23 protein-coding genes and 1 pseudogene are annotated in these 25,352 nt (G+C 63.5%); 19 read left to right on the plus strand and 5 right to left on the minus strand.

Annotated elements, in window-relative coordinates:
- Positions 1 to 8: 8 nt before the first annotated feature.
- From APT59_RS22970 to APT59_RS22450, 6 genes and pseudogenes are all read left to right on the plus strand, one after another.
- Positions 9 to 98: pseudogene (locus tag APT59_RS22970) on the plus strand (twin-arginine translocation signal domain-containing protein); the annotation flags it as partial.
- Positions 99 to 122: 24 nt separating this feature from the next.
- Positions 123 to 950, plus strand: coding sequence for an amidohydrolase family protein (locus APT59_RS12355; RefSeq protein ID WP_059316894.1), 828 nt, complete (start codon positions 123 to 125; stop codon positions 948 to 950).
- A 26-nt stretch (positions 951 to 976) separates the two neighbouring features.
- Positions 977 to 1,912, plus strand: a complete 936-nt coding sequence (locus APT59_RS12360; RefSeq protein WP_059315115.1) for an SMP-30/gluconolactonase/LRE family protein — start codon at positions 977 to 979, stop codon at positions 1,910 to 1,912.
- Between the two features lie 25 nt (positions 1,913 to 1,937).
- A complete protein-coding gene (locus APT59_RS12365; RefSeq protein ID WP_059315116.1) occupies positions 1,938 to 2,735 on the plus strand; it encodes a substrate-binding domain-containing protein in 798 nt (265 codons plus the stop codon).
- Positions 2,732 to 3,631 (plus strand): alpha/beta fold hydrolase, encoded by a 900-nt coding sequence (locus tag APT59_RS12370; RefSeq protein WP_059315117.1) that lies wholly within the window; start codon positions 2,732 to 2,734, stop codon positions 3,629 to 3,631. Before APT59_RS12365 ends, APT59_RS12370 begins: the two co-directional genes overlap by 4 nt.
- Before the next feature lie 1,482 nt (positions 3,632 to 5,113).
- On the plus strand, positions 5,114 to 5,938 hold the full coding sequence (locus tag APT59_RS22450) for a hypothetical protein (protein WP_167348564.1): 825 nt from the start codon (positions 5,114 to 5,116) through the stop codon (positions 5,936 to 5,938).
- Positions 5,939 to 6,004: 66 nt separating this feature from the next.
- Here the strand turns inward: APT59_RS22450 and APT59_RS22975 are convergent, their stop codons facing one another.
- On the minus strand, positions 6,005 to 6,421 hold the full coding sequence (locus APT59_RS22975; RefSeq protein ID WP_082696346.1) for a DUF2845 domain-containing protein: 417 nt from the start codon (positions 6,419 to 6,421) through the stop codon (positions 6,005 to 6,007).
- 284 nt (positions 6,422 to 6,705) lie between these two features.
- Here APT59_RS22975 and APT59_RS22455 point away from each other — a divergent pair, with 284 nt between their 5' ends.
- Positions 6,706 to 7,344: a hypothetical protein gene (locus APT59_RS22455; protein ID WP_156428956.1), complete on the plus strand. Its 639-nt coding sequence runs from the start codon at positions 6,706 to 6,708 to the stop codon at positions 7,342 to 7,344.
- On the opposite strand, the gene APT59_RS22735 is transcribed toward APT59_RS22455, so the two are convergent.
- Positions 7,330 to 9,012, minus strand: coding sequence for a hypothetical protein (locus APT59_RS22735; protein WP_237140514.1), 1,683 nt, complete (start codon positions 9,010 to 9,012; stop codon positions 7,330 to 7,332). The two genes, APT59_RS22455 and APT59_RS22735, sit on opposite strands and share 15 nt — an antisense overlap.
- Positions 9,013 to 9,443: 431 nt before the next feature.
- Positions 9,444 to 10,319: an alpha/beta fold hydrolase gene (locus APT59_RS12380; RefSeq protein ID WP_059315118.1), complete on the minus strand. Its 876-nt coding sequence runs from the start codon at positions 10,317 to 10,319 to the stop codon at positions 9,444 to 9,446.
- A gap of 228 nt (positions 10,320 to 10,547) precedes the next feature.
- On the opposite strand from APT59_RS12380, the gene APT59_RS12385 reads away from it, so the two are divergent.
- Positions 10,548 to 11,891: an MFS transporter gene (locus APT59_RS12385; protein WP_059315119.1), complete on the plus strand. Its 1,344-nt coding sequence runs from the start codon at positions 10,548 to 10,550 to the stop codon at positions 11,889 to 11,891.
- A 75-nt stretch (positions 11,892 to 11,966) separates the two neighbouring features.
- Here the strand turns inward: APT59_RS12385 and APT59_RS12390 are convergent, their stop codons facing one another.
- Both APT59_RS12390 and APT59_RS12395 read right to left on the minus strand, forming a co-directional pair.
- A complete protein-coding gene (locus tag APT59_RS12390) occupies positions 11,967 to 13,181 on the minus strand; it encodes an HD-GYP domain-containing protein (RefSeq protein WP_059315120.1) in 1,215 nt (404 codons plus the stop codon).
- Positions 13,182 to 13,532: 351 nt separating this feature from the next.
- Positions 13,533 to 15,161 carry a methyl-accepting chemotaxis protein gene (locus APT59_RS12395; protein ID WP_059315121.1) on the minus strand — a complete coding sequence of 543 codons (1,629 nt, stop codon included), beginning with the start codon at positions 15,159 to 15,161 and terminating at the stop codon, positions 13,533 to 13,535.
- 276 nt (positions 15,162 to 15,437) lie between these two features.
- On the opposite strand from APT59_RS12395, the gene APT59_RS12400 reads away from it, so the two are divergent.
- The 11 genes from APT59_RS12400 to APT59_RS12450 all read left to right on the plus strand — a co-directional run bounded on the left by APT59_RS12400 (position 15,438) and on the right by APT59_RS12450 (position 25,346).
- On the plus strand, positions 15,438 to 16,439 hold the full coding sequence (locus tag APT59_RS12400) for a substrate-binding domain-containing protein (RefSeq protein ID WP_059315122.1): 1,002 nt from the start codon (positions 15,438 to 15,440) through the stop codon (positions 16,437 to 16,439).
- Positions 16,436 to 17,449, plus strand: a complete 1,014-nt coding sequence (locus APT59_RS12405; RefSeq protein WP_059315123.1) for an ABC transporter substrate-binding protein — start codon at positions 16,436 to 16,438, stop codon at positions 17,447 to 17,449. Before APT59_RS12400 ends, APT59_RS12405 begins: the two co-directional genes overlap by 4 nt.
- Position 17,450: 1 nt before the next feature.
- Positions 17,451 to 18,308 carry an ABC transporter permease gene (locus APT59_RS12410; RefSeq protein ID WP_059315124.1) on the plus strand — a complete coding sequence of 286 codons (858 nt, stop codon included), beginning with the start codon at positions 17,451 to 17,453 and terminating at the stop codon, positions 18,306 to 18,308.
- A complete protein-coding gene (locus tag APT59_RS12415) occupies positions 18,305 to 19,099 on the plus strand; it encodes an ABC transporter permease (RefSeq protein ID WP_059315125.1) in 795 nt (264 codons plus the stop codon). The genes APT59_RS12410 and APT59_RS12415 overlap by 4 nt, the downstream gene beginning before the upstream one ends.
- A complete protein-coding gene (locus tag APT59_RS12420) occupies positions 19,096 to 20,127 on the plus strand; it encodes an ABC transporter ATP-binding protein (RefSeq protein WP_059315126.1) in 1,032 nt (343 codons plus the stop codon). The genes APT59_RS12415 and APT59_RS12420 overlap by 4 nt, the downstream gene beginning before the upstream one ends.
- A 12-nt stretch (positions 20,128 to 20,139) precedes the next feature.
- A complete protein-coding gene (locus tag APT59_RS12425; RefSeq protein WP_059315127.1) occupies positions 20,140 to 20,967 on the plus strand; it encodes a phosphodiesterase in 828 nt (275 codons plus the stop codon).
- 184 nt (positions 20,968 to 21,151) lie between these two features.
- Complete coding sequence (locus APT59_RS12430) at positions 21,152 to 21,838, plus strand: GntR family transcriptional regulator (RefSeq protein WP_059315128.1); 687 nt, start codon at positions 21,152 to 21,154, stop codon at positions 21,836 to 21,838.
- Between the two features lie 40 nt (positions 21,839 to 21,878).
- Positions 21,879 to 22,685, plus strand: a complete 807-nt coding sequence (locus APT59_RS12435) for an ABC transporter substrate-binding protein (RefSeq protein ID WP_059315129.1) — start codon at positions 21,879 to 21,881, stop codon at positions 22,683 to 22,685.
- A gap of 12 nt (positions 22,686 to 22,697) precedes the next feature.
- Positions 22,698 to 23,465, plus strand: coding sequence for an amino acid ABC transporter permease (locus tag APT59_RS12440; RefSeq protein ID WP_059315130.1), 768 nt, complete (start codon positions 22,698 to 22,700; stop codon positions 23,463 to 23,465).
- Between the two features lie 2 nt (positions 23,466 to 23,467).
- On the plus strand, positions 23,468 to 24,244 hold the full coding sequence (locus APT59_RS12445) for an amino acid ABC transporter ATP-binding protein (protein ID WP_059315131.1): 777 nt from the start codon (positions 23,468 to 23,470) through the stop codon (positions 24,242 to 24,244).
- Positions 24,245 to 24,257: 13 nt separating this feature from the next.
- On the plus strand, positions 24,258 to 25,346 hold the full coding sequence (locus APT59_RS12450; protein ID WP_059315132.1) for a polyamine ABC transporter substrate-binding protein: 1,089 nt from the start codon (positions 24,258 to 24,260) through the stop codon (positions 25,344 to 25,346).
- Positions 25,347 to 25,352 lie beyond the last annotated feature (6 nt).

Consider the following 25,352-nt stretch of genomic DNA (forward strand, 5'->3'; position numbering starts at 1 on the left):
AGCGCCCGATGGCCGATGCCCACGTTCCCCCTACGCGCCGCCGCTTTCTGAAGCAGGCAACCCTTGCCGCTGCCGCCCTGGGGCTGGGCGCCGCCCCCCTCGTCCAGACCCATGGAGCCACCATGAACGCTTCCCCTGCCCTGACCGGCCTCTGGGATTGTCACACCCATATCTATGGCCCCTGGGCACGCTTTCCCTTGCCGGCCAACGCCGCCTACACCCCGGCGCCGGCGCCCTTCAGCGAACTGCTGGCCCTGCATCGCCGCCTGGGCATCAGCCACGGCGTACTGGTCCAGGCCGCACCCTATGGCACCGATCACAGCGCCATCCTGGCCGCCATCGCGGAAAGCGACGGCCACTACCGCGGCGTCGGCCTGATCGACCAGGACACCAGCGACGCCCAGCTGCAGGCACTGCACGACGGCGGTCTACGCGGTATCCGCTTCAATCTGATGGGGCACCTGCCGGGCGCCCGCGACCCCCAGCAGCTACGCCGGCTCGCCGAGCGCGTTGCCCCACTGGGCTGGCACGTGCTCATCCATGGCGAACTGCCCACCCTGCTGCCGTTCCTGGAACAGTGGCGCACCCTGCAGGTGCCGCTGGTGATCGACCACATGGCCCGCCCCGACCTCACCCAGCCGCTGGACGAGGCAGGCTTTGCCGCGCTGCGCAAGGAACTGCGGCGTCCGGATCGCTGGATCAAGCTGTCCGGTATCGACCGGGCCATGCAGGGTCAGCCCGGCCCCTGGCCCCAGGCCCTGGATCGCGTGCGGCAACTCCTCGAATGCGCGCCGGAGCGTGCCCTCTGGGGCAGCGACTGGCCGCACCCGAACATCAAGGGTCCGGTTCCCGACGATGGCCAGCTGCTGGACTTCGTGCTGCAGGTCTGCGACAGCCGGGCGCTGCAACAGGCCGTGCTGATCGACAACCCGCGTCGGCTATACGCCTAGCCCACCTGCTTCCCCGAGGAGAGCCCATGGACGCCATCGAATGGCAACCGAGTCGCCGGGTACCCGACCCGGCAGTACGCGAACTGGATTCGCGCTTCGCCCAGTACCGTCTGGCCCATGCCAAGGTAGAGCGCCTGGCAACGGGCATGCGCTGGGCCGAAGGTCCGGTCTGGTTCGGCGATGGCCGTTACCTGCTGTTCACCGACCTGCCCAACGACCGCATCCTTAGGTGGGACGAAGCCACCGAAACCCTCGGCGTCTTCCGCCAGCCCGCTCACCAGGCCAACGGCCTGACCCGTGATCGCCAGGGCCGACTGCTGGCCTGCGAGCACGGCGGGCGCCGCATCACCCGCACCGAGTACGACGGCAGCCTGACGGTGCTGGCCGACCAATTTGCCGGTAAGCCCCTGAACTCGCCCAACGACATCGTGGTGAAGGGCGACGACAGCATCTGGTTCACCGATCCGCCCTTCGGCCTGGTCAGCGACTACATGGGGCGCCAGGGCACGGCGGAGTTACCCGGCAATTTGTATCGCCTGGATCCGGACGGCCAGCTGCACTGTGTCGCCGAAGACCTCGAAGGCCCCAATGGCCTGGCCTTCTCGCCGGATGAACGCACCCTCTATCTGGTCGAATCTCGCGCACGCCCGCGCCGGATCGTGGCCTATGACGTCGATGACCAGAACCATCTGACCGGTCGACGCGAACTCATCGATGCCGGCAGTGGGCTACCCGACGGCCTACGTGTGGACGTGGACGGCAATCTCTGGTGTGGCTGGGGCGCTGCCGAGCCAGGACTGGATGGTGTCCGTGTCTTCGCTCCGGACGGCACCGCCATCGGCCACATCGACCTGCCTGAACGCTGCGCCAACCTCTGCTTTGGCGGCCCACGGCGCAATCGCCTGCTGATGGCCTCCACCACCTCGCTCTACGCGCTGTTCGTCAATACCCGCGGCCTGTAGCGGCCGCACCTGCCTGGAAGCCACCATGAAAAAAACAAGATCCGCTTCGCTCCTCGTGACCACCGGCCTGGCCGGTCTGGTGAGCCTCGCCCCGACCGTCGACGCCGCTGAACTGAAGATCATCGCCAGCGGCGCGCTCAAGGGCGCCATGGCGCAGTTGCAGCCAGCTTATGAGAAGGCCACTGGCAACACCCTGACCATCGCCTGGGGCCCCTCGATGGGCACTTCACCGGAATCCATTCCTGAACGCATCAAGCACAGGGAACCCATGGACCTGGCCATCATGGCCGACGAGACCCTTGCCCTGCTCGGCCCCACGGGCGTCTTCGACATGGCGAGTCGCCGCGAAATCGCCGAATCCCGTATTGGCGTAGGGGTGCCCAAGGGCCGCGCTCACCCTGATGTGAGCACGGTGGCGGCCTTGCGTACGGCGCTCTTGCAGGCGCCCCGGATCGCCTACTCCCAGGGGGCCAGCGGCGTCTTCGTGCGAAACGAGCTGTTCCAGCGCCTGGGCATCAGCGAGCAGGTCAAGGGCAAGACGCTCGAGATTCAGGGCAAGGAGCTGGTGGGTACCGCCCTCGCCCGGGGCGATGCCGACATCGGCATGCAGCAGGTCAGCGAGCTCAAGGTGACTCCTGGCGTCGACTATCTCGGCCCGCTGCCGGAAGAGGTGCAAAAGGTCAGCCGCTTCTGCGCTGCGATAGCGAGTAACACTCCTCACACTCAGGTCGCCAGCGAATTCGTGGCCTTCCTGGGCAGTCCCGCTGCCCGTCATCTGCTGGTCGAAAGCGGCCTCGAACCCATCGCTGGAGCTCACCCATGAATATCCCTGCTTCCCTGCTGTTGGCCGGCTCCCTGACATTGGCCAGTGCCCTGGCCTACGCGGTACCGGTATCGCCACCTCTGACCCAGACGCTGGTAAAGCACGATAACGTTCAGATCGAGGTCAATGCCCAAGGTAAAGGTCCCGTGATCGTGATGCTGCCCTCTCTCGGCCGCTCGGGGCGCGACTACGATCAGGTGGCCGCCTACCTGGTCGAGCAGGGTTTCCGCATCGTACGGCCCGAGCCCCGGGGCATAGGCCGTAGCCGGGGCCCCATGGACAGTCTTTCGGTTCACGACTTCGCCCACGATGTCGCCGCCGTGGTTGAGCACGAACACCAAGGTCCAGTGGTGGTGGTCGGCCATGCCTGGGGCAACTTCCCGGCGCGGCAGCTCGCGGTGGATCGTCCGGACCTGGTTCGCGGCGTGGTCCTGGCCGCCGCCTCGGCCGGCAAGGTGCCACCCGGTTCGACCGAAAAGCCGATCAACGCCGAGATGCGCCAGGCCATCGACGGCGCCGGGGACCCGTCGCTGTCCGAAGCACAGCGCCTGGTCTATCTGCGCAAGGCCTTCTTCGCCCCGGGCAACGATCCGCGCCTCTGGCTGAATGGCTGGCATGAAGCCACCCACGAAGCCGAATCCCATGCGCGCAACACCACTCCCGTGGACGACTATTTCGCCGCTGGCAAGGCGCCCATCCTCGACCTCCAGGGTGAGGCCGATGCGGTGGCGCCCCGTCGCTTCTCGGGTGTGCTCAAGAGCATGCTGGGTGATCGAGTACAGGTGGAAGTGCTGAAGAACGCCGGCCACGCCATGGCCCCGGAACAGCCTAAGGCCATGGCTGACGCCATCGGTGCCTTTGCCCGCACCTGCTACGAGCAGCCTCCACACAGTTGACGTGCAGTGGCGCATAGGGCTGGCTGTCGGTTTGCGAAATAGATGCGACCCCTGGCCAACGAGTCTGCAATAGGGAGCTCCAGATCTTCAAAATAGCTGCGACTGCTGGTAGCAATCAATGCGACGGCCCAAGGACTTGCTTGTAATAGCTACGGCTGTCGGTGGATTCTTGCTTGAAGAATCCACCGATGGCCTTTTATGCAGTAGGAAAGGCTTAAGGTCTGCTCTCGACCCAAAGCTGCCGTTGGCGTAGGGCAGCTAGCGTCCACGTCCGGACGGCTGATGAGGCCTGTACCCAATGCCCCCACCGACTTGAATAATCGGCGACAAGGTAGGGATTCCAAATTCCTACAATCACCTGGACGCCCTGCATCTATCGTACTGGTAGAACCATGCCCCAAATATTAAGTTGCCTACCATCGGTCAGCGGCGCGGCGACAAGCTCCGATGCAGCGTTAACCGGTTCGTGTGAACCTTCGCTGATTCGTAGAGCTCAAGGGTATCCAATATAGGAGATCGTACGCGTGCACGTGATTAGGCAGCGACGAGCCGCCGGCTGAGGGACTGCGCGATAGCCTTCACTGATGAACCGATTGATCAGACAGGCATCGTTTTTTTGGACGCTCCGAGTAGATCCAGATCGGCTTTACTATGAGCCAACTATAGCTACGCAGCTCAATAGTTATTGATATTTCCCCTCTACTGTATATGCCGGAAATCGCCTAGGCAACGACATCCTACCCGAGTAGAAAGCACAAGCTCAGGCCCAAATGGCATAAATTAGCAACAGCAGTTTTATTGCCTTCTAAATCCTGACAGAACGCGGCACAAAGCTATAGCGAAGCGTTGCGCGATCTCAGCGAACGGTAGCTGAGATCGCGCAACCAGCGTTAGAAATTTAATAATTTTCAAATTCGATAGTGTTCGAGATTGCGAAAAACGTATTGCCTAACGATATCCAAATAGACTGACTGTGATTGTCAACGTTCGTTAACTTCGCAAAATCGGTTAGCGATCTCAGCACCTCCGTTGCTTATCGCAATACTAGCAATCTCACATTGCCATCTTATAAGGCTATTGACTTTCAGGAGCGCTAAGCTATGGTTGCTACGCGGACCTTTCAGAGTGAAGCCCGCGAATTAATGGATAAACGCGAGGTGTAAACATGAAACTAACCATGATATGCGAAGGCTTGGCGGCAAATCCACCACGTGTAACAGCTATAGATGTAGCAAACTTTAGTCAAATATTGAATGCAGCTGGCCCTAACACCCAAATCACTCTTTCAAACGCTCAAGGCGGCCTATTGCAGAATTAGCGCCAGTCATTCAGTCCGCTGGCAGCAGAAACCTTAGTCTTCAAATAGACGGATTGAGAGCCTCGGAAAGTCAAGCCGTACAAATAATCAATTCCTCCGTCGGCCCTAACACCTCAGTCGACATCTCTTCCATCAACAGCTTTACTCAGCAGAGCATATTAAATGTGGTCAGTGCGGCTGCAGGTAAGAAAGTTTCAGTAAAGGCCAATTGTGCTACTGCATCTGAAGCCCAGGCTGTATTTATCGCAAACGCTATAAAGGACACACCTATTGGACTAGGCTTTCTCGCTTTAAACGCTCTTCCAAGCCAAAGTATCCCCGCCGTTTTTGATGCGGTAGGATCCAAGGAGATATCCGCAGAACTCAATGCACTTACCAGCACTATCGATCAGGCAAAGAATGTAATTAATAATGCAACCCCTGCCACAAAACTTTCCTTAGTAAATGCCGAAGCTTGGGGCTACGCTGGGATTGCGCAAATCGTCCAAGCGGTAGGGGCTAGAGAATTTATTATCAGCATAAATGCTGAAAGCATGACGATAAACGATCTGAATAACTTAATACAAATAACTAACCCCAATACATCTCTAAGCCTTAGCATGGCCCATGCGATTGCTGTCGGAAACATTTCTAATCTTATAAATTTATCTGCAGGCAAGAAGCTTTCTTTTAGCATGAGCGGCCAAACATCTACTCAAGATCAACTCAGGGCTGCGGTCACCAATGCTAACGGAAGCACCTCGACCTCAATAGATACTGCGCACGCAGTTATGTTAAATGTAATGCTTGATTTAATTTCCACATCAAATAACAAGGAGCTTGCACTTACCTACAACGGATCACAATTGGTAGTCACGCCTACGGATGGAAATTACGTGGTCCGAGCTCTACAAGTTGCAAAACCAACAACCTCAATTACCGTAAACTCTATCGGTGTGACGAATTTCAGCTTGCAGCATACACTGGAAATAGTTCGAGCCGCGGGATAGTAGATTGTGCGCCTCTGAAGATCGTTGAAAATTTTCAGAGGCGCTTTATTCTTCCATTTTTCAACACTAAGGATTTTGCGGGTAAACGTCGTCATTATCACCTGAGCCCGTTGGACGATATGTTACGATATTAGCAACATTATCGCCAGAAAATCTAATTTGAGATACGCTTCCATTCCTAGGCCCATAATAGAATAGTACGACTACAGCGCTTCTAAACCTTGGATTATTCGATGAGTTATTTCCTACCATAACTTTTCTTTTAAAATCTGGCGAGCCGCACTTTTCTACTACCTCTGACAACGTATCTCCAACAGAGACTAAACCTGTCGAACACCGCATGCTTGCATTACTGCTGAGCGAGATCGAGATAAGTAATACACCAAATAGCCACAAAAAACTGCTCATTACTCTCATAAGTCCTCCGGCAGATACTCTGAAGTCGCTTAGTCTCCAGTGTAGTAGCTTTATAGCTTTTGTCATACATGGTTCGTGTTAGGCAATGATGAGAGATTCCCGACCTATGGTCCCATTAGGAGTTTGGGATGGCTGTTTATCCTGTGCACTACTCGATGCCGAAAGGCGTGTATCCAGAAGTGGCGCCTACCAGAAATTTCAACCGCCGGGCGGCTTATCGTTTCCTCGAGACCGCGCGTCGAGGAATGGCAGTGGCGAAACGTTGGCTGCGTTTACCCTGGTACCTATAGGTCAGTCACTGGCACGTCCATCGCCTGATCTCTCTTGACACGAAGAAAAGGACTTTGAACATGGCCAGCAGTACCGAGCCAGATGACGCGCCGGAATGGCTCGTGCAGAAGTCACGCAGGGCGCGGCTGATCGCCTTTGCCGTATGCCTTGCGATCGGAAGCCTGGCGACACTCGCCGTCATCGAACTCGCCGGCCGGGCAATGCCCGGACCCATGGCCTCCCTGAATGCCGAAGGCCCTGCTCGTCGCCTCGACGCTCCCCATCCCTCTGACGTGAAGCGTGTCGATACCGCCCGCGGAACGGTACGCCGCGCTGTGCCTTCCGCGACGGAAATACTGCCGGCGATCGAGGCCAATTCACCTCAGAACATCCATCAGCCGGCAACGCCCGCCAGCAAGCAAACGGTGTTCACGGACCAGAACTGGACGCCGCGCGGCGCTGCTAACGTGGTGCGCTTCAGCGAAGCACCCCGCGGCCAGGCGCTCGAACCGGCGCCACCTCAGCCAACGAAGGTAACAGTGGTATCCGAGACGCCAAGTATGAAGGATCGGGCCTGCTGGCCAAACACGGCCGGGAGTCTGGAGCGCCGCAACTGCCGGTCCGCAGTTGGCCGATTGCAACCCGTCGCCACTGGCTGCTATCGGCCAAAAGCGGTCACCGAGTATTTGCAAAAGGTGGGTGATTCACCTGGTAGTTGAGAACCGCTCTAGTAGGCTGCTCAGCCAGGCTGGCCGGGAGGCATTCTGTTCTTTAGTGCCGAAGAAGGCATCCAGAATGTAGCGGTTCTGTTCCAAGCCAGCGATGGAGGCATTGGAGCGCTGCGACGTACCGGTTACCTGATCCAGCGTGATACCCGCAGCCGCGCCTTTATCCGTTACTGTCCAGACGCCGTTAACGTTGGTGATATCCGGTTCGAATGGCTTAAGCTTCACGCTTTCCGAGGCGGTCAGCACGATGTTGTCTTTGATGCTTGCAACTGGCGTGTAGCTGGCAAAGCGGCTGTCGAGCGAGGATTGTGAGCTACCTTCGTTGGAAAACTTCGTCACCATCTGTTCGAGGAAACCGAGGTCGCTTGTGTTGGTCAAAGCGCCGTAACCCGGATCAAGAATATGGCTCAGGAAACCTTGGTCGATGCGGGTGCTGCTGATCGCTGAGCCGTTCAGAATGCGAGCTGCAGTCGCGCTGTCCTGCTCATTGAAGTTTACTGCCAGTTGGCGCCCCTGCACGTCGTAGTTGGTGCCGTTGTTGAAATTCGAACTCAGTCGGCCGCTGTCGTGCTGGCGATATTCGCCGAGCTCTCCGGCAAGTTGATCAACATGCCTCAGATCGGCCCCTTGTGCTTGGGCATAAGCATACATATCTGCGGCGAGCGCACGATCCTCACGGGTGAGGAACTCATAGGCACTGCGGCTAATGTTACTGGTGCTCATGCCCTGGGCACCGTTGGCCACTGTTGGTTCTTTTCCACCAAATAAGCGTGAGACCATAAGGTCGTAACCTGCGCTGCTATTAGTTTTGGTGACTGATAACGCCGGGGTAGTTGCACTGGCGGCTTGCACGGCGGATGTCGCTTGCTGGGCGGCAGATGACGTTGCGCGATCCGCTTCCTTGCGAGTCTCTGGGCCTGCAAAGACCATTTTCTCAATCAGGCTAGTGACGCTACTGCCCTTGCCCTCGGCTATGTGCATCGTGTCGTCAGAGTCGAGGTCGATTTTCTCCTGTAGGTCAGCAGCGTAATCCTCGGGATATTGCGACTTCTCGATGGCTGGCAGGCTCTCGTAGTGATCGAGCACTGCGCTGAAAAAGTTGGTCAGCTTGCCGGAGCGGTTGTATTCATCCATAGCCTGGACAACTACTTTTTGCCTCCAAGCCGATTCTTGATCAAAAGCTTCCACGTAGGCGGCACGGCGCTCATTGACAGTGAAGGTGTCGCGCTCGTCATAGGTAATCAGAGCAAGCTGATCTCGAGACATACCCTTGAAAGGATTGCTTCCAGAACCGTTGACGAAACTGGTGGCCTGCTTGGCTCGCGCCTGTAGCTCTGGGTCGTCGGTGTCAGGAACCTCGGCATCGTGTTTCGCCTCATTCAAGTGATAACTATCACCGGTGATCCTGTCGAGCAGCGCGGTTGCTTTCTGGCCCAACGCCTTGTGTTCAAGGTTCGAGTCGCGTGATCCAGCTCGCGTAGCCGCTTCGCTCAGTTGACGGGCCAGGTTCGAGACAATGCTGGCATTGCCGCCGGCGCTGCTCATGGGGAGGGCACCGGCCTTGTCGTTAGCAGGGACGCTCTGGGCCTGTTTAGCTGCACTGGTGCTGCTAGCATGACTGCTGCTAGACAGGGATGTGTAGGTGTTGATGCCAACCATGGCGTTTGCTCCCCTGGGGATTTCGCTGAGACGTGTTTATCCAACTAGATCGACTGTTACCCTGAATCGCCCCTAGTTTCGTGGATGCTCTTAAGCCCTAAGAGTAGTCTATGCAGGTCACTGCGAAAGGCGGCCAGGCATAGGTTGAGGCTGTCTGCTAGTGCGTAATAATTCAGAGCAGTTCGTGACAGGTAGCTTTTGGCCGCTAGCTGCCCTACGCCAAAGGCAGCTATGGGTCGGTAGCGGTCGCTTTTCGACGTCCTCTTCTGGCCGATTGCTGTCATTGCTATTTCCGGTTTTGGTATTTCCCGAATGTCGCAACAATTTCGGGAACCGACACTGGCTGCAGCCTTATCCGCCCGCTCAACTATCGCCAATTTCCTTTCTTCCGACGTGGCAGGGGCTTTCCTGCCACGTCGCTCAGCTTTGGCTTAAAGCCCATACACCCGCTTGGCAAAACCGGCGATGGCGGACGCCATCGCCTTGGGCTGCTCAGGCGCCATGGCATGGCCCGCATTGGCAATGACCTGGTGTTCGACCCGCGCCCCGAGCATGCCTTTGAGGATATTCGGGATGACCACGGCGTCATGCTCACCTTGCAAGTCGAGGATGGGCACCTGGCTTCCGGCGGACCAGTAGCTGTCCACCGGCGTATGGTCGCGGGCATAGCCCTCGGCGTCATGGGTCTGCCCATACCAGCCGGTCAGCCAGGGCCGCGGATCGTTGCCTGGCGCGAAGAACGCCTGCTTGAGATAGGTCAGCCGCTGCGCCTCCGGAAGTGCATAGTTGCCGGAGCCATTGATCGCCTCTTTGAGCCGGCCATAGGGCTTTTCCTTGGAATCCGGCGGCAGCTTGCCAATCGAGGCGGCGGCCAGGACGATGCCCTTGACCAGATCCGGGCGATCCACCGCCAGTACCCGCGCGGGTTGGCTGCCCCAGGCGTGACCCACCACCACCGCCGGGCCGCTTTTCACCTCGTCGAGCACCTGGGCCACGTCGGCGGCGAAGTCGTGGAGCGTCAGCTCGGCCATGGGCGCCTTGCTGCCATTGACGCCCCGCGGCTCAGGGCGCAGGACCCGATAGCCATCGGCGGCAAGTTGTGCGGCGACCTCGTCGTAATCATGGGCACCCCGGCCAAGGGACGGCAGGATGACGATGACCTTGCCCTCACCCTGATCGAGGACCTGGATGCTGATATCGCCCTTCACGCTCTGAAAGCTTCGTACGGGGTCCGCCGCAAGGGCCGCCAGGCTGAGCGTCAGGGCGCCGAGCGTGAGGCAGCCGGTGGTGAAACGCTGTTTGATCATTGCATCTGTTCCTTGTTGTTTTCGGATGTCACGCAGCAGGCGTGATCCCCGAACGTGATGCAAAGCCTCACGCGGAACAAATGCTTTATCCGGATGGATTCCCATAGTGTTCCGGCATGGACAGGCACATGCCGAAACGCTATGAGGAGCCATGTCGAAAAGGTTTTGGCGGGCAAACGAAGGGCCGCCCTAAGCTGGCGCGACCCCTACAAGAACAAGGTCCGCCCTATGCCAACTCCATCCGTGCACGAGGCGCCAGGCCTCGATCCGGTCGTGCAGCGAGCCTGCCGCAAGGCCGCCTTGCGCCTGGTGCCGCTGCTGGCCCTCGCCTACTTCTTCAACTACCTCGACCGCACCAATGTCGGCTTCGCCTCCCTGACCATGAACGACGATCTGGGGCTCACCGCCGCCCAGTTCGGCTTTGCCGCCGGGATCTTCTACCTTGGCTATTGCCTGTTCGAGGTGCCCAGCAACCTGGCGCTCTATCGCTTCGGCGCCCGGCGCTGGTTGGCGCGGATCATGATCACCTGGGGGCTGTGCGCGGCGGCCACGGCCCTTGCCCAGGGTCCGACGAGCTATGCGGTGATTCGCCTCCTGGCCGGCATCGCCGAGGCAGGCTTCTTTCCCGGCGTGATCTTCTTTCTGTCGCTATGGTTTCCGGTGCAGTACCGCACCCGGGTGATGGCCTGGTTTCTCTTCGCCATCCCGCTGTCCTCGGTGCTGGGCGGCCCCCTGTCCGCCGCCATGCTCCAGCTGGACGGCCTCTGGGGCTACGCCGGCTGGCAATGGCTGCTGGTGCTGCAAGGGCTGCCGGCCTGCTTCCTGGGCGTGCTCTGCCTGAAGATGCTGGCCGATCAGCCCGCCCAGGCTGCCTGGCTCAGTGCGGAAGAACGCCAGGCCCTGCAAGGCGCGCTGGACGCCGAACAGGCCAGCAAGGGCACCCACAGCTTTCGGCAGTCGCTCAAGGACGGCCGCGTCTGGCTGCTGGCGGCCATCCTCTTCAGCTACATCATCGGCATCCTGGGCATCGGCGTCTGGCTGCCGCAGATCCTCAAGAGCCATCACCTCACCACCCTGCAGATCGGCTGGATCTCCGCGGTGCCCTACATCATCGCCAGCGGTGCCATGCTGATCTGGGCGCGGATCCTGGCCGGCAAGCGGCGCTACATCCTGCACCTTGCCCTCACCTGCGGCACGGGCGCGGCGGGCTTTCTGTTTTCGGTGGTGTTCAACGAACTGCTACCGGCCCTGATCGGACTCACCGTCGCGCTGATCGGCCTGTGCTCGGTGCGCACCTGCTTCTACAGCATTCCAGCGACCTTTCTCAGCAGACAGGCCGCGGCGGGCGGCATCGCCTTCATCAACGCCACCGGCAGCCTGGGTGGCCTGGTCGGTCCCTACGCCGTGGGTTGGCTCAAGGATGCGACCGGCTCCTTCACCGCCGGCCTGCTGGGCATGGGCTGCATGCTGTGCCTGGCCACGGCGCTGACCGGCGTGCTGGGTCTGGTAGCGCGTCGCGACCGGATCAGAAGCACGGCCATCGATTCCGCCCCTGCGCCCACCGCCGCGTGAGGAAAGCCGGATGGCGCTGAACCTGGCCCCGGCCCAGAGCCCGAAGAGCGCGACTCCTGCGCGCTCGTTGCCCACTCAGGCCGGCACCACCAGGCCCTTGTCCCGGTAGCTGTCGATGTCGATCCCGTAGGCACCCGAGGGCTTTACCGAGCGGACAATGATCAGACGATCAGCGGCATCCAGCGGATTGCGCGCCAGATCGAGCACCTGTTCCGGCCGTGGCTGCTTGTCGGCGTCAAGGACGAGCAGGACCCGCGGCTTGAGTTTGCTGCCGGCTTCGAAGCCGATGATGATCCCGACCTCCCCGGTGCTCAGTTCGACGATTTCGCCGGGTGGGTAGACGCCAATCAACTGGATGAAGGCGAGGACGACCGTTTCGTCGAATTGCGTGCCCTTGGCTTCGAAGAGAATACGCAGGGCTTCCAGGCTCGACCGCCCTTCGCTGTAGGCCCTGTCACTGGTGATGGCATCGTAGGCATCCACCACGGCGATGATCTTGGCCTTGAAGGGGATGCGCTGCGCCGGCAGCTTTCGGGGATAGCCCAAGCCATCCATGCGCTCGTGGTGGGTATAGGCGACATCGACGGCCGCGGGCGGCACCTCGCGGTTGGCCATCAGCAGCTGCCAGCCGTAGGTGGTATGGGCTTGCATGATGAGGAATTCCTCATCGGTCAAGCGACCCGGCTTGTTGAGGATCTCGTCGGGAACCTTGATCTTGCCAACGTCGTGCAGTATGCCGCACATGCCGAGCTCTTCGAGCTCCAGCGGCAACATGCCCAGTTCCTTGCCCAGGGCGATGGCATAGAGGGCTACGCGCAGGCAATGCTCCGCCGTGTATTCGTCACGGTGCTTGATGCGCGCCAACCAGAGGCTGGCTGCCGGGTGCTTGAGGACACTCTCGACGCACTCGCCGATCGCCTGGCGCACTTCGCCGACATCGAGCTCCTTGCCGAACCTGACGGCATCCAGCATACGCCTCGACACCGCCTGGGCTTCGCGCCACATGGGCTCGGCGACATTGACCGCCTCCCGATAGTCGATGGCATAGGTCTTCGCCTGGGCACCTGCCGCCTGGGCGGTCGAGAGCGGGGTCAGCGACCTGTTCTGACGCCGGTCCACCCAGACGAACTCGCAGGTTTCCTGCAGGGTGCGGATGTCCTGCACGCTCTGGATGGGAAATCCCTGGAACAGAAAGGGCGTGCCTTCCCATGGGCGATCCAGTTCGCAGACGTACATGCCCAGTTGCAGCTGGGTGACAGGTACTCTGATGCTGTATTGGGGCAGCGCCATGGTTTCTCTACGAGAGCGTCGGGTGCGGATCAATAGGTATTACAATAACCATTGATACCAAAAAGCCATCATCTATGGAAGTGAGCGGACGGCTTGAGCCGATGAGCCGGCAGAAATGAGTCGCCAGAGGCATATCATCGGATAGCCGCAGGCCAGGATGACGCACTGCTACCCAGGGTGGAGCCGGCATCTCTCACCTCCGATACCCACCGTGATGCCCGGGCCAGCCGCTTCATGGCCTACCTCCTCGCGGAACAGCAGCCCGCTTCAGGCAGTACGGCCACTCGCGCCAGACCAGGGATGCCCTCTCACGCGGTCAGGCGCGCAGCCCAGCTGCGCGCCCGTCCGCACTCATGCCAACTTGAAACGACGCACCAGGGTCTGCAGCTCCCCGGCCAGTTCGGACAGTTGCTCGCTGGCGCCCACCGTTTCGCGGTTGCCGTCGCTGGTCTGCACCGACAGGTCGCGGATGCTGATGAGGTTGCGGTCGACCTCGCGGGAGACGTGGGCCTGCTCTTCGGAGGCGGTGGCGATCTGCAGGTTGCGCTCGTCGATCAGGCGCACGGCCTGGAGGATGTCGTTCAGCGCCCGGCCGGCTTCCTGGGCCACCTCGTAGGTGGCCTGGGCCTGGTTGGTGCTGAGCTGCATGGAGTCCACGGCTTCCGCGGAGCCCTTCTGGATCGCCTGGATCATCTGCTCGATCTCGCGGGTCGACGTCTGGGTACGGTGCGCCAGAGCGCGGACCTCATCGGCGACGACGGCGAAGCCACGGCCCTGCTCGCCGGCCCGCGCCGCCTCGATGGCCGCGTTGAGCGCCAGCAGGTTGGTCTGCTCGGCGATGGAGCCGATCACGCTCAGCACCTGGCTGATGTCCTGTGCTTGCCCGGCCAGGCCTTCGACCTGCACCGACGTCGACTGCACCTGCTGGGTGAGGCGCTGCATGGCGTCGAGCGCCTGGCCGACCTTGGCATTGCCGTTTTCCGCGGCCGCACTGGAATCCCGCGCGGCCTGGGAGGTGGAGGAGGCATTGCGCGCCACCTCTTCGACCGCAGCGCTCATCTCGGTGACCGCGGTGGCGGCCTGGTCGATCTCGGCGTTCTGGCTGGACAGCGCACGGCTGGCCTGGTCGGTGACCGCGTTCATGGTGCGGGCGGTTTCGCTCAAGCGCCCGGAGGATCGGGAGATGCCGTGCAGGGTGTCCTTGAGGTTGTCCTGCATCTGCGCCAGGGCGCGCATGAGGCCAGCAGCCTCGTCCGCACCGCTTGGATCGATCTTGCCGGTGAGCTCGCCCTTGGCGATGGCGTTGGCCACGGCCAGGGAATCCCCGATGGGTTGGGCCAGGCTGCGGGTCAGGCGCCAGGCCAGCAGCAGGGTCACCACGACCGCCAGCAGCATGATGCCGACGGTGATGCGCACACTGTGCTCATAGATGCCCAACGCGGCCTGGCTGGCCTGGCGGGCGCCTTCGCTGTTGAATTCGCGCAGTGCGGTCAGTCGTTCCTGATAGCCCTCCGCGCGCAGGCGCTGGTCACCGTTGGCCAGCTTGAGCGCCTCGTTGCGGTCGGTACCGACCAAGGCGACGACGTGTTCCAGCCCTTCCAGATAGGCCTTCATCTGCAGGGCTGCCTGCTCGAAGTTGGTCCGCTCTTCAGGGGTCGAAACCAGGTGCTCCCGGTAGTAGGCCGTGCGGGCGTTCATCACGTCGCGATTCATCTGGATCTGCCGGGTCGCGATGGCCATGGCCGCGCTGTCTTCGCTGGCCAGCAGGCGGATGCTTTCCAGGCGGGTATGCAGCAGCGCGATCTGGATGTCGTCGGTGGTCTGGACGCTCGCGAGCCATTCGGCCTCCATCGCCTGTTCGGTCGCCCGCAAGGCATTGAGCTGGAACAGGGCGAACACCCCGAGCAGCATCACGAACAGGGTGACCGCACCAAAGCAGAGGGCGGCGCGGGGGGCAATGCGTAGCGAGCGAAGGTTCAAGACGGGCTCCTTGAGATCAGCGAAAGGCGATCCTCTAACGCCCTAAGATCGACTGACTATTTCCTTTCTTTAGCGCGATTTTTATTTATGCGCTGATTAAATCTGACTATCTGACTGACTATTCTGGTCGTGGCTTGATCCTGACCGAAACAAGGCGTCTGGTCCCTGCACACCGTTCTTGTTCGCGGCATCGAAACTTCATCTTCCTGTCATCGAAACGACATTCGTAGCCCTCACTGTCTGCCCTCGATGAGATCGATCTCAAACGAGGCAGGCATGACCGATCTGAAACAGGTAGCGCAGCAGGCAGGCGTCTCCCGGGCCACCGCGGCGCGGGCCTTCGCCACGCCCGAACAGGTGCGCGAGAGCACCCGGCAGCGTGTGCTGGATGCTGCGCGTAGCCTCAACTTCCGGCCCAACCTGCTGGGTCGCCAGCTGCGCCAGCAGAGCACCCGGCTGATCGGCGTGGTGGTACCCAGCCTGCTCAACCCGGTGTTCGCCGAGCAGCTGCAGGCCATGGAGCGCACCGCCCGTAGCCAGGGCTACTCCCTGGTGATCGCCACCACCGATTACCAGCCCGAGCGCGAGGCGGCGGTGGTGGAAGAACTCTTGCGCCAGCGTGTCGCCGGCCTGGTGCTGACGGTGGCCGATGCCGACCGCAGCCAGGTGCTGGCCGAGCTGAGCCGGGAGCAGACGCCCTTCATCCTCGCCTACCACGAGCCCCAGCGCCCCTATGCAGCGGTGGCGGTGGACAACTGCCAGGGCATGGCCATGGCCACCGAGCACCTGCTCGCCCTGGGTCACCAACGGATCGCCCTGGTCTCGGGGCCGGCCCAGCAATCGGATCGCAGCGAGCGGCGCTTCACCGGCTATTGCCAGGCGATGGACGCCGCCGCCCTGCCCCTGCTGCCGCGCCTGGAGCTGGCCAGCCATACCGACGCCGACTGGGCGGAGCTGGCCCCACTGCTGGAGCGCCATGCGCCGACCGCCCTGCTCTGCACCAACGACCTGCTGGCCATCAGCGTCATCGCCGAGCTGCAGCGGCATGGGCTATCCGTCCCCAACGACCTCTCGGTGGTGGGCTTCGATGGCATCGCCATGGGCGCCCGCCTGGAACCCAGCCTGTGCAGTGTCATGCAGCCGCTGCAGAGCCTGGGCGCCGTGCTCGTCACCGAATTGCTGGCGCTGATCGCCGGCAGTGCCACCCACCAGCAGTGCCTGCCCTGCCTCGTCCGTCCCGGCACCAGTGCCGGTCCTTTGAAGGAGCCTTGCCGATGAAATCCCGATTCCCCTTGCGTCGTCTCCTGGCCGGTGTGGCCCTGGCTTGCGGTCTGGCCAGCGCCCAGGCCGCCGAAACCGCCATCTGCTACAACTGCCCGCTGGAATGGGCCGACTGGGGCGCCCAGCTCAAGGCCATCGCCGCCGATACCGGCATCCAGGTGCCCCAGGACAACAAGAATTCCGGCCAGTCCCTGGCTCAGCTGGTGGCCGAACGCGAAGCCCCGGTGGCCGACGTCGTCTACTACGGGGTGACCTTTGGCATCCAGGCCGACAAGGCCGGGGTGCTGGAGCCCTATCGGCCCAAGCATTGGGACCAGGTCCCTGCTGGCCTCAAGGATCCCAAGGGCCAGTGGACCGCCATTCACTCCGGCACCCTCGGTTTCATGGTCAATACCCAGGCCCTGGGCGGCAAGCCGGTACCCCAGCGCTGGAGCGATCTGCTCAAGCCCGAGTACCGCGGCCTGGTCGGCTACCTGGATCCCTCCAGCGCCTTCGTCGGCTACGTCACCGCCGTGGCGGTGAACCAGGCCCTGGGCGGCACGCTCGACGACTTCGGCCCGGCGCTGGGCTTCTTCAAGAAGCTGGCGGCCAACGATCCCATCGTGCCCAAGCAGACCGCCTATGCGCGCCTGCTGTCCGGTGAGATCCCGATCCTGGTGGACTACGACTTCAACGCCTATCGCGCCCGCTACAAGGACAACGCCCCGGTGGCCTTCGTCATTCCCCAGGAAGGCAGCCTGACCGTGCCCTACACCATGAGCCTGGTGAAGGGCGCGCCGCACCGCGGCAATGGCGAGAAGGTGCTGGACTACGTGCTGTCGGACAAGGGCCAGGCGCTCTGGGCCCAGGCCTATCTGCGCCCGGTGCGGGACGTGCCGCTGCCGGACGAGGTCAAGGCGCGCTTCCTGCCCGCTGCCGACTATGCCCGCGCCGGCACCGTGGACTATGGCCACATGGCAGCGGTCCAGGAAGCCTTCGCCAAGCGCTACCAGGCCGAGGTGCGTTGAGATGCAGGGCCTCGCCATCTCCCTCGGGTGCCCTCGGGCGCCGCGTCGGCTACCCTGGCCGGCACTCGTCGCCCTGGCACCGGCGAGCGCCTTCCTGCTGGCGTTCTGGCTGTTGCCGCTGGCGCAGCTGCTGGTGCTCGGCGCCCGCCCGGACGCCGCGGGCAGCTCCGGCTACTGGCAGGTGCTGACCAGCGCCGGCTATCTATCCGGGCTCGCCCAGACGGTGGCCCTGGCCGCCGTCACCACCCTGGCTACCCTGGTGGTGGCCGGCATCACCGGCTGCTTCCTGGCGCGCCATGCCTTCGTCGGGCGCAGCCTGCTGGTGGCGCTGCTGACCTTTCCGCTGGCCTTTCCCGGCGTGGTGGTGGGCTTTTTGATCATCCTGCTGGGCGGCCGCCAGGGTCTGTTCGCCGGCCTTGGGCGCAGCCTGTTCGATGAACCCTGGGTGTTCGCCTATTCGCTGTTCGGGCTCTTTCTGGGCTATCTCTATTTTTCCATCCCGCGGGTGATCCTCACGGTGATGGCAGCCTGCGAAACCCTCGACACCAGTCTGGAAGAAGCGGCCCGCTCCCTGGGCGCCGGGCTCTTTGCCGTGGTGCGCGATGTGCTGATCCCCGGTCTGACCCCAGCCCTGCTGTCCAGCGGCGCGCTCTGCTTCGCCACCGCCATGGGCGCCTTCGGCACGGCCTTCACCCTCGGCACACGGCTCTCTGTGACGCCCATCGCCATCTACGACACCTTCACCAACTTCGCCAACTTCGGCGTGGCGGCAGCGCTCTCGGTGGTGCTCGGCCTCGTCACCTGGCTGGTCCTGCTGCTGGCTCGGCGCCTCGGCGGCACCCAGGGAGACTTGCGATGAATCGTCCCCTGCGTTTCTGGCTGCAACTGCTGTTCACCCTGCTGGTGGCCGCCTTCCTATTGGTGCCCGTGCTGCTCTCGGTGCTGGCCGGCCTTACCCGCAACTACTTCCAGGGCCTCGCCAGCGGCCTGACCCTCGACTGGGTGATCCAGGTCTGGCAGGCCTATGCCCCCACCGTCTGGCTGTCGCTGCAACTGGCGCTGGGCACGGCGGCCCTCGCGGTCATGCTCGGTGTCCCCGCGGCCTATGCCCTGGTACGGATGGACAACCGCTTCGCCCGCGCCTTCGAGGAATTGCTGGTGCTGCCGGTGGCCATGCCCGGCTTCGCCTCGGCCCTGGCGCTGCTGCTGACCTACGGGCACCTTGGCGGCTTTCGCCGCAGCCCGGTGATCATCCTGGTCGGCCACCTGCTGTTCACCCTGCCCTTCCTGATCCGCCCGGTGATGGCGGTGCTCAGGCGCAGCCAATTGCCGCAGCTGGAAGAAGCCGCGGCCAGCCTGGGCGCCGGTCCCTGGCGGCGCTTCTTCGGCGTGGTGGTGCCCAATGCCCGCGCCGGCATCCTCGCCGGCAGCCTCATGGTGATCACCCTCTCGCTGGGCGAATTCAACCTCACCTGGATGCTGCACACGCCCCTGACCAAGACCCTGCCGGTGGGCCTGGCCGACAGCTACGCCTCGGCGCGGCTGGAGGTGGGCTCCGCCTACACCCTGATCTTCCTCTTGCTGATCGTGCCGCTGCTGGTCGCCCTCCAGGCCCTCAGCGCCCGCCTCTCCCGTGGAGCCCTGCGATGACCCAAGGTACCGCCGTTCGCCTGCGCCACTGCGCCAAGACCTTTGCCGGAGGCCGCCAGGTGCTGCAGCCCCTGGACCTCGACATCCACCCGGGCGAGACCCTGGTGTTCCTTGGCCCGTCCGGCTGCGGCAAGACCACCACCCTGCGCCTGATCGCCGGCCTGGAGCAGCCCGATGCCGGCGGCCAGGTGCTGTTCGACGACCGTGACGTCACCGCCCTGCCCATCGAGCGCCGCGACGTCGGCATGGTGTTCCAGAACTACGCCCTGTTCCCCAACCTGGACGTGGCCGGCAACATCGCCTACGGCCTGAAGATCCGTGGCCTGACGCGCGCCGAGCGCGATGCCCGGGTCGCCGAATTGCTGGCCATGATGCAGCTGGAGGCCCTGGCCGACCGGCGCATCCAGCAGCTGTCCGGTGGCCAGCGCCAGCGCGTGGCCCTGGCCCGCGCACTGGCGCCACGGCCGCGGGTGCTCCTGTTCGACGAACCCCTGGCAGCCCTGGACGCCCAGTTGCGCGAGCAGCTGCGGGCCGACATCGGCGCCCTGTTGCGCGAGCTGGGTACCACGGCGGTCTATGTCACCCACGACCAGCAGGAGGCCCTGGCGCTGGGCGACCGCATCGTGGTGATGGGCGACGGGCGCATCGCCCAGATCGGCACGCCGGCGCAGATCTACCAGCGCCCGGCCAGTCGCTTCGTGGCCGGTTTCGTCGGCCAGCTCAATCGCTTCGAGGTGCGCAGCCAGACGGGCAACGAGGTGGCCGTCGCGGGCGGTCGCCTGCCCTGGACCGGTTCGGCCAGCACCCTGTTCTGCCGCCCGGAACACCTGGAGCCCAGCACAACGCCTGCGCACCTCGTCGGCATCCTGGTCGGTCAGTTCTTCCAGGGCGCCCATTCGCGGCTGCTGGTGGAAGTGGGCACCGGCCAGCCGCTGCTGGTCGACACCGCCCAGAACGTGCAGGCCCAGCCGGGCGACCTGCTGCACCTGAACGTGCACCCCGACGCCCTCTTCACCCTGGCGTCCTGATCGGAGAATCTCATGCACGAACCCTTCCTCCTGGCCCAGCTCAGCGACCTGCACATCAAGGCCGGCGGTCGGCTGTCCTACGGCGTGGTCGATACCCTCGGCGCGCTGCGCATCGCGGTGAGCCACCTCAACGCCCTGCAGCCGCGCCCGGATGCCCTGGTCATCACCGGCGACCTGGTGGACTTCGGCACCCCCGAGGAATACGCCACCCTGCGTGAAGTGCTGACCGAACTGGTCATGCCCTTCTTCGTCATCCCCGGCAACCACGACGACCGCGCCGCCCTGCGCGCCGCCTTCGCCGACCACCGTTATCTACCGACCCAGGGCACCTTGGACTGGCAGCAGGACTGCGGCCCGCTGCGGCTGATCGGCCTGGATACCCATATTCCCGGAGAGCACGGCGGTCGTCTCGATGCGTCTCAGCTGGCCTGGCTCGACGACCAGCTCAGCCAGGCGCCCGCGCAGCCGACCCTGGTGCTCCTGCATCACCCGCCCTTCCCGGTCGGCATCGGTCATATGGATCGCATCGGCCTGGACGGCGGCGCCGAGCTGGAAGCCGTCATCCGCCGTCATCCCCAGGTGGAGCGGCTGCTTTGCGGGCATCTGCACCGGCTGATCCAGCGCCGCTTCGGCGGCACCCTGGCCTGCGTCTGTCCCGGCGTGTCGCACCAGGTCGAGCTGGACCTGCGCGAGGCGGCGCCGTCGCGCTTCCGCCTGGAGCCGCCAGGGCTGCTGCTGCATCGCTGGGCGGACGAGGCCCTGGTGACCCACCATCTGCCGCTGGGCAACTACCCGGGGCCCTACCCCTTCTTCGCCGCCGATGGCCAGTTGCTGGACTGACGCCAGCGGCCGCCCCGTTTCGGGTCCTCGGGTAGCAAAGGGCCCCAGCGGCGACCCAGAGCGGTGCAAAAGGTAACGGCGGCCACCAGGCGCTCAGGCTCCCAACCCAGCACTGGCGCACCTTGCCCTCCCTGGCATGGCCCTTGCTCTGGCAGATTGGATACAAAAATCCAGGAAGCCAGCCATGCCGCTCTCCGCCCTGTCCCGCTCCGCCGCCCTGAGCGCCGAAGAAGAGGCCTATCGCCACCTGCTGCAGGCCATCTGCGCCGGGCGCTATCGCAACGGCGAGCGGCTGATCGCCGAGGACATTGCCACCACCCTGGGCATGAGTCGCATGCCGGTGCGCAGCGCCTTCCAGCGCCTGGCCGCCGAGGGCCTGGTGATCCTCCGGCCGCACCGCGGCGCGGTGGTCAGCGGGCTGGACCTGGACGACATGCGCGAGGTGTTCGAGATGCGTGGCGCCTTGGAAGGGCTGGCGATCCGCCTGGCCACGCCCCATGTCGGGCCGCGCGAGATGACCCGCCTGGAACGCCTACTGGAAGACCTGGACGACGAGCAGGAACCCGGCGCCTGGGTCGCCCAGCACCGCGCCTTCCACGAATACCTGTGCAGCCTGGCCGGCCGCCCGCGGCTGCTGCGCCAGATCAACGGCCTCTACGCCCTGATCGAGCCGCACATGCAGCTCTGGCTGCACGCCGACCGCCCCCAGTCGGCGCGTGACGAACACGCGCCCATCCTTGCCGCCCTGCGCGCCGGAGACGCCGTCGAGGCCGAACGGGTACTGCGCGAGCACATCGAGGGCACGGTGCCCGACCTGCTGACCTTTATCGAACGATCGGGCGACCAGACCCGACCTGAGCCCCCGCGTTGAGCCATCCGCCCAGCCAACCCTCGTCCTTCCGGAGAAGACCATGACCCGCCACCGGCTTTCCTGCAGTCTGCTCGCCCTGACCCTCGTCGCCGGCTTCACCCAGGCCGCACCCCAGATCCCCGACCGCCTGGCCAAGGCGTCCAAGATCACCTATTGCGGCGCCCTCGATACCCCGCCGATCGGCTTCTTCGACGAAGCCCAGAAGCCCAAGGGCCTGACCGTCGACCTTGGTGCCGAGATCGCCAAGCGCCTTGGCGACAAGAAGGTCGATTGGCGCGTGGTGCCCTTCTCGGGGCTGATCCCGGCGCTGCTCGCCGGTCAGTGCGATGTGCTCATCGACCAGCTGTTCGACAAGCCCGAGCGCCGCCAGGTGATCGACATCGTCAACTACATGTATTCCAGCCAGGCAGTGGTGGTGCCCAGCGGCAACAAGGCCGGCATCCACACCCTGGACGACCTCGCCGGCAAGAAGGTGGCGGTGCTCAATGGCTCCACCATCCGCACCCTGCTCGACGCCCACAACGAAGAGCTGAAGAAGGCCGGCAAGGCGCCCATGAAGCTGGTGGCCTACAACAGTGACACCGACGCCTTCCAGGCCCTGCGCCTGGGCCAGACCGACGCCTACGGCACCACCGTGGAAACCGCCGCCTACTACCAGGGCGTGGCGCCCGGCCAGTTCGAGACCGGCGTGCCGGCCTTTGCCCGCATCCTCACCGGCGTCGGCGTGCGCAAGGACGACAGCCAGCTCAGCGCGGCCCTCACCCAGATTCTCGCCGACATGAGGGCCGACGGCAGCTACGCCTCGCTCATGGCGAAGTGGCACCTGGAAGGCGACAAGCTCGATTAAAGGATGGCCATGATGAACTTCAGCTGGGATGTGTTCTGGCAGTACCTGTTGCACCCGAGCGACGTCTACCTCTACGGCCTCTGGCTGACCTGCGTCATCGCCATCGGCGCCATGCTGCTGGGCTGCGCGCTCGGCCTGCTGGCGGCGCTGGCACGGCTGTCGCGCTACCGGGCGCTGCAATACCCGGTGCGCGGCTATGTGTGGCTGATGCGCGGCACGCCACTCCTGGTGCAGATCGTCTTCCTCTACACGGCCCTGGCTGCCGGCGGCATCTTTCGCTTCGAGGACCTGGACCTGGGTTTTCTGGTGATCCCGGGCAACATCCAGGCCGCCATCATCGCCCTGGGTCTCAACGAAGGCGCCTACATGGCCGAGATCATCCGCGCCGGCATCGGCGCGGTGGATCGCGGCCAGTACGAGGCGGCCCGCTCCCTGGGCATGACGCCGGCCAAGCTGATGCGCCGCATCGTGCTGCCCCAGGCGCTGCGGGTGATCATTCCGCCGCTCGGCAACGAGTTCAACGTGATGCTCAAGAACACCACCCTGGTCAGCGTCATCGGGGTGCAGGAGCTGCTGCTCAGCACCCAGATGATCACCTCGGCGACCTTCCGCGTCTTCGAGCTGTACCTGGTGGTCGCCATCTACTTCCTGGTCCTCACGACCCTGTGGGGGCTCTTCCAGTCCTGGCTGGAGCGGCGCTTCGGCAAGGCCGACGGTCAACGACCCACCGCCACCGGCCGGCTGTTCAGCCTGCAGGGCTTCAAGCTACGGGGACGCTAGCCATGACGACCACGCAAGACGTTGTGATCCAGGCACTGGAGGTACACAAGGCCTTCGGCGAGCTGGACATCCTCAAGGGCGTGACCCTGGAGGTGCGCCGTGGCGAGGTGGTGGTGCTGATCGGCGCCTCCGGCTCGGGCAAGACCACCTTCATCCGCTGCCTCAATCAGCTGGAAGAGATCCAGGGCGGCACCATCCGCGTCAACGGCGAGCTGATGGGCTTTCGCGAACGTCCCGACGGCCGTCGGGTGCGGGATTCGGAGCGCAACATCGCCCGCCGCCGCCGCGACATCGGCATGGTGTTCCAGAGGTTCAACCTCTTCCCGCACATGACGGTGCTGGAAAACATCATCGAGGCGCCCATCCAGGTGCTGAGCGTGGCGCGGGCTGCCGCCGTGGAGCAGGCGCGCGCCCTGCTCGCCCGGGTGCGCCTATCCGACAAGGCCGATCACTATCCGGCGCAACTCTCCGGCGGCCAGCAGCAGCGTGTCGCCATCGCCCGCGCCCTGGCGATGAAACCCCAGGCCATGCTGTTCGACGAACCCACCAGCGCCCTCGACCCTGAAACCGTTGGCGAGGTGCTGCAGGTGATGAAGGAGCTGGCCGAAGACGGCATGACCATGGTGGTAGTGACCCACGAGATGGGTTTCGCCCGCGAGGTGGCCGACCGCGTGGTGGTGTTGCACCAGGGCGAGCTGATCGAAGAAGGCCCGCCGGCCCAGGTGTTCGGCAATCCCACCCATCCACGCACCCGCGAATTCCTCAGCCGCGTGCTCTAGACCGGAGACCTTCATGACTGTTCGTCCCCTGCTGGCCGCCCTCGCCCTCTGCCTGACGCCCCTGGCTCAGGCCGCCGAGTCCGAGGTGCGCTTCTACAACTGGTCGGACTACATAGGTCCGGACACCCTCAAGCAGTTCACCGAGGCCAGCGGCGTCCAGGTGCGCTACGACGTCTTCGACACCAACGAGATGCTCGAAGCCAAGCTGCTGTCCGGCCACTCCGGCTATGACCTGGTGGTGCCGTCCAACCAGTTCCTCACCAAGCAGATCAAGGCGGGCGCCTACCAGCCGCTGGATCGCAGCCGGCTGCCTAACTGGCAGCATCTGGATACACGGCTCATGCAGCGCCTGGAGGCGGCCGATCCCGGCAATCGCTACGCCGTGCCCTACCTCTGGGGCACCGTAGGCATTGGCTACAACGCCGCCAAGGTCCGCGCCGCCCTGGGCGATGGCGCCCCAGTGGATTCCTGGGACCTGCTGTTCAAGCCGGAGAACCTGGCCAAACTCAAGGGCTGCGGCGTGGCCCTGCTCGATGCGCCGCAAAAGGTCTTCGCCCAGACCCTGCACTACCTGGGCCTGGACCCCAACAGCCAGAACCCCGAGGACTACCGCAAGGCCTCCGCGCTGCTGCAGCAGCTCAAGCCGTCGGTGACCTATTTCAGCTCCAGCAAGTACATCACCGACCTGGCCAACGGCGACGTCTGCATGGCCATGGGCTATTCGGGCGACGTCATGCAGGCCCAGAGCCGCGCCAGGGAAGCCGGCAAGACCAGCGACGTGCGCTACGTGATCCCCAAGGAAGGTGCCAATCTCTGGTTCGACATGCTCGCCATCCCTAAGGACGCCAAGAATCCTAAGGGCGCCCTGGCACTGATCGACTACCTGCTGCGCCCCGAGGTGATCGCCCCGGTCAGCGACTATGTCGGCTATGCCAATCCCAACCGCGACGCCACCGCCCTGCTCGATGCCAAGGTGCGCGACAACCCGGGCATCTACCCGAGCGAGGCCATCGCCGAGCGCCTCTACGTCTCCGCCGACCTGCCGCCGCAGATCCAGCGGCTGATGACCCGCGAGTGGACCCGCATCAAGACCGGACAATGACCTCGA

It is taken from the genome of Pseudomonas oryzihabitans, from assembly GCF_001518815.1.
Taxonomy (GTDB): domain Bacteria; phylum Pseudomonadota; class Gammaproteobacteria; order Pseudomonadales; family Pseudomonadaceae; genus Chryseomonas; species Chryseomonas oryzihabitans_E.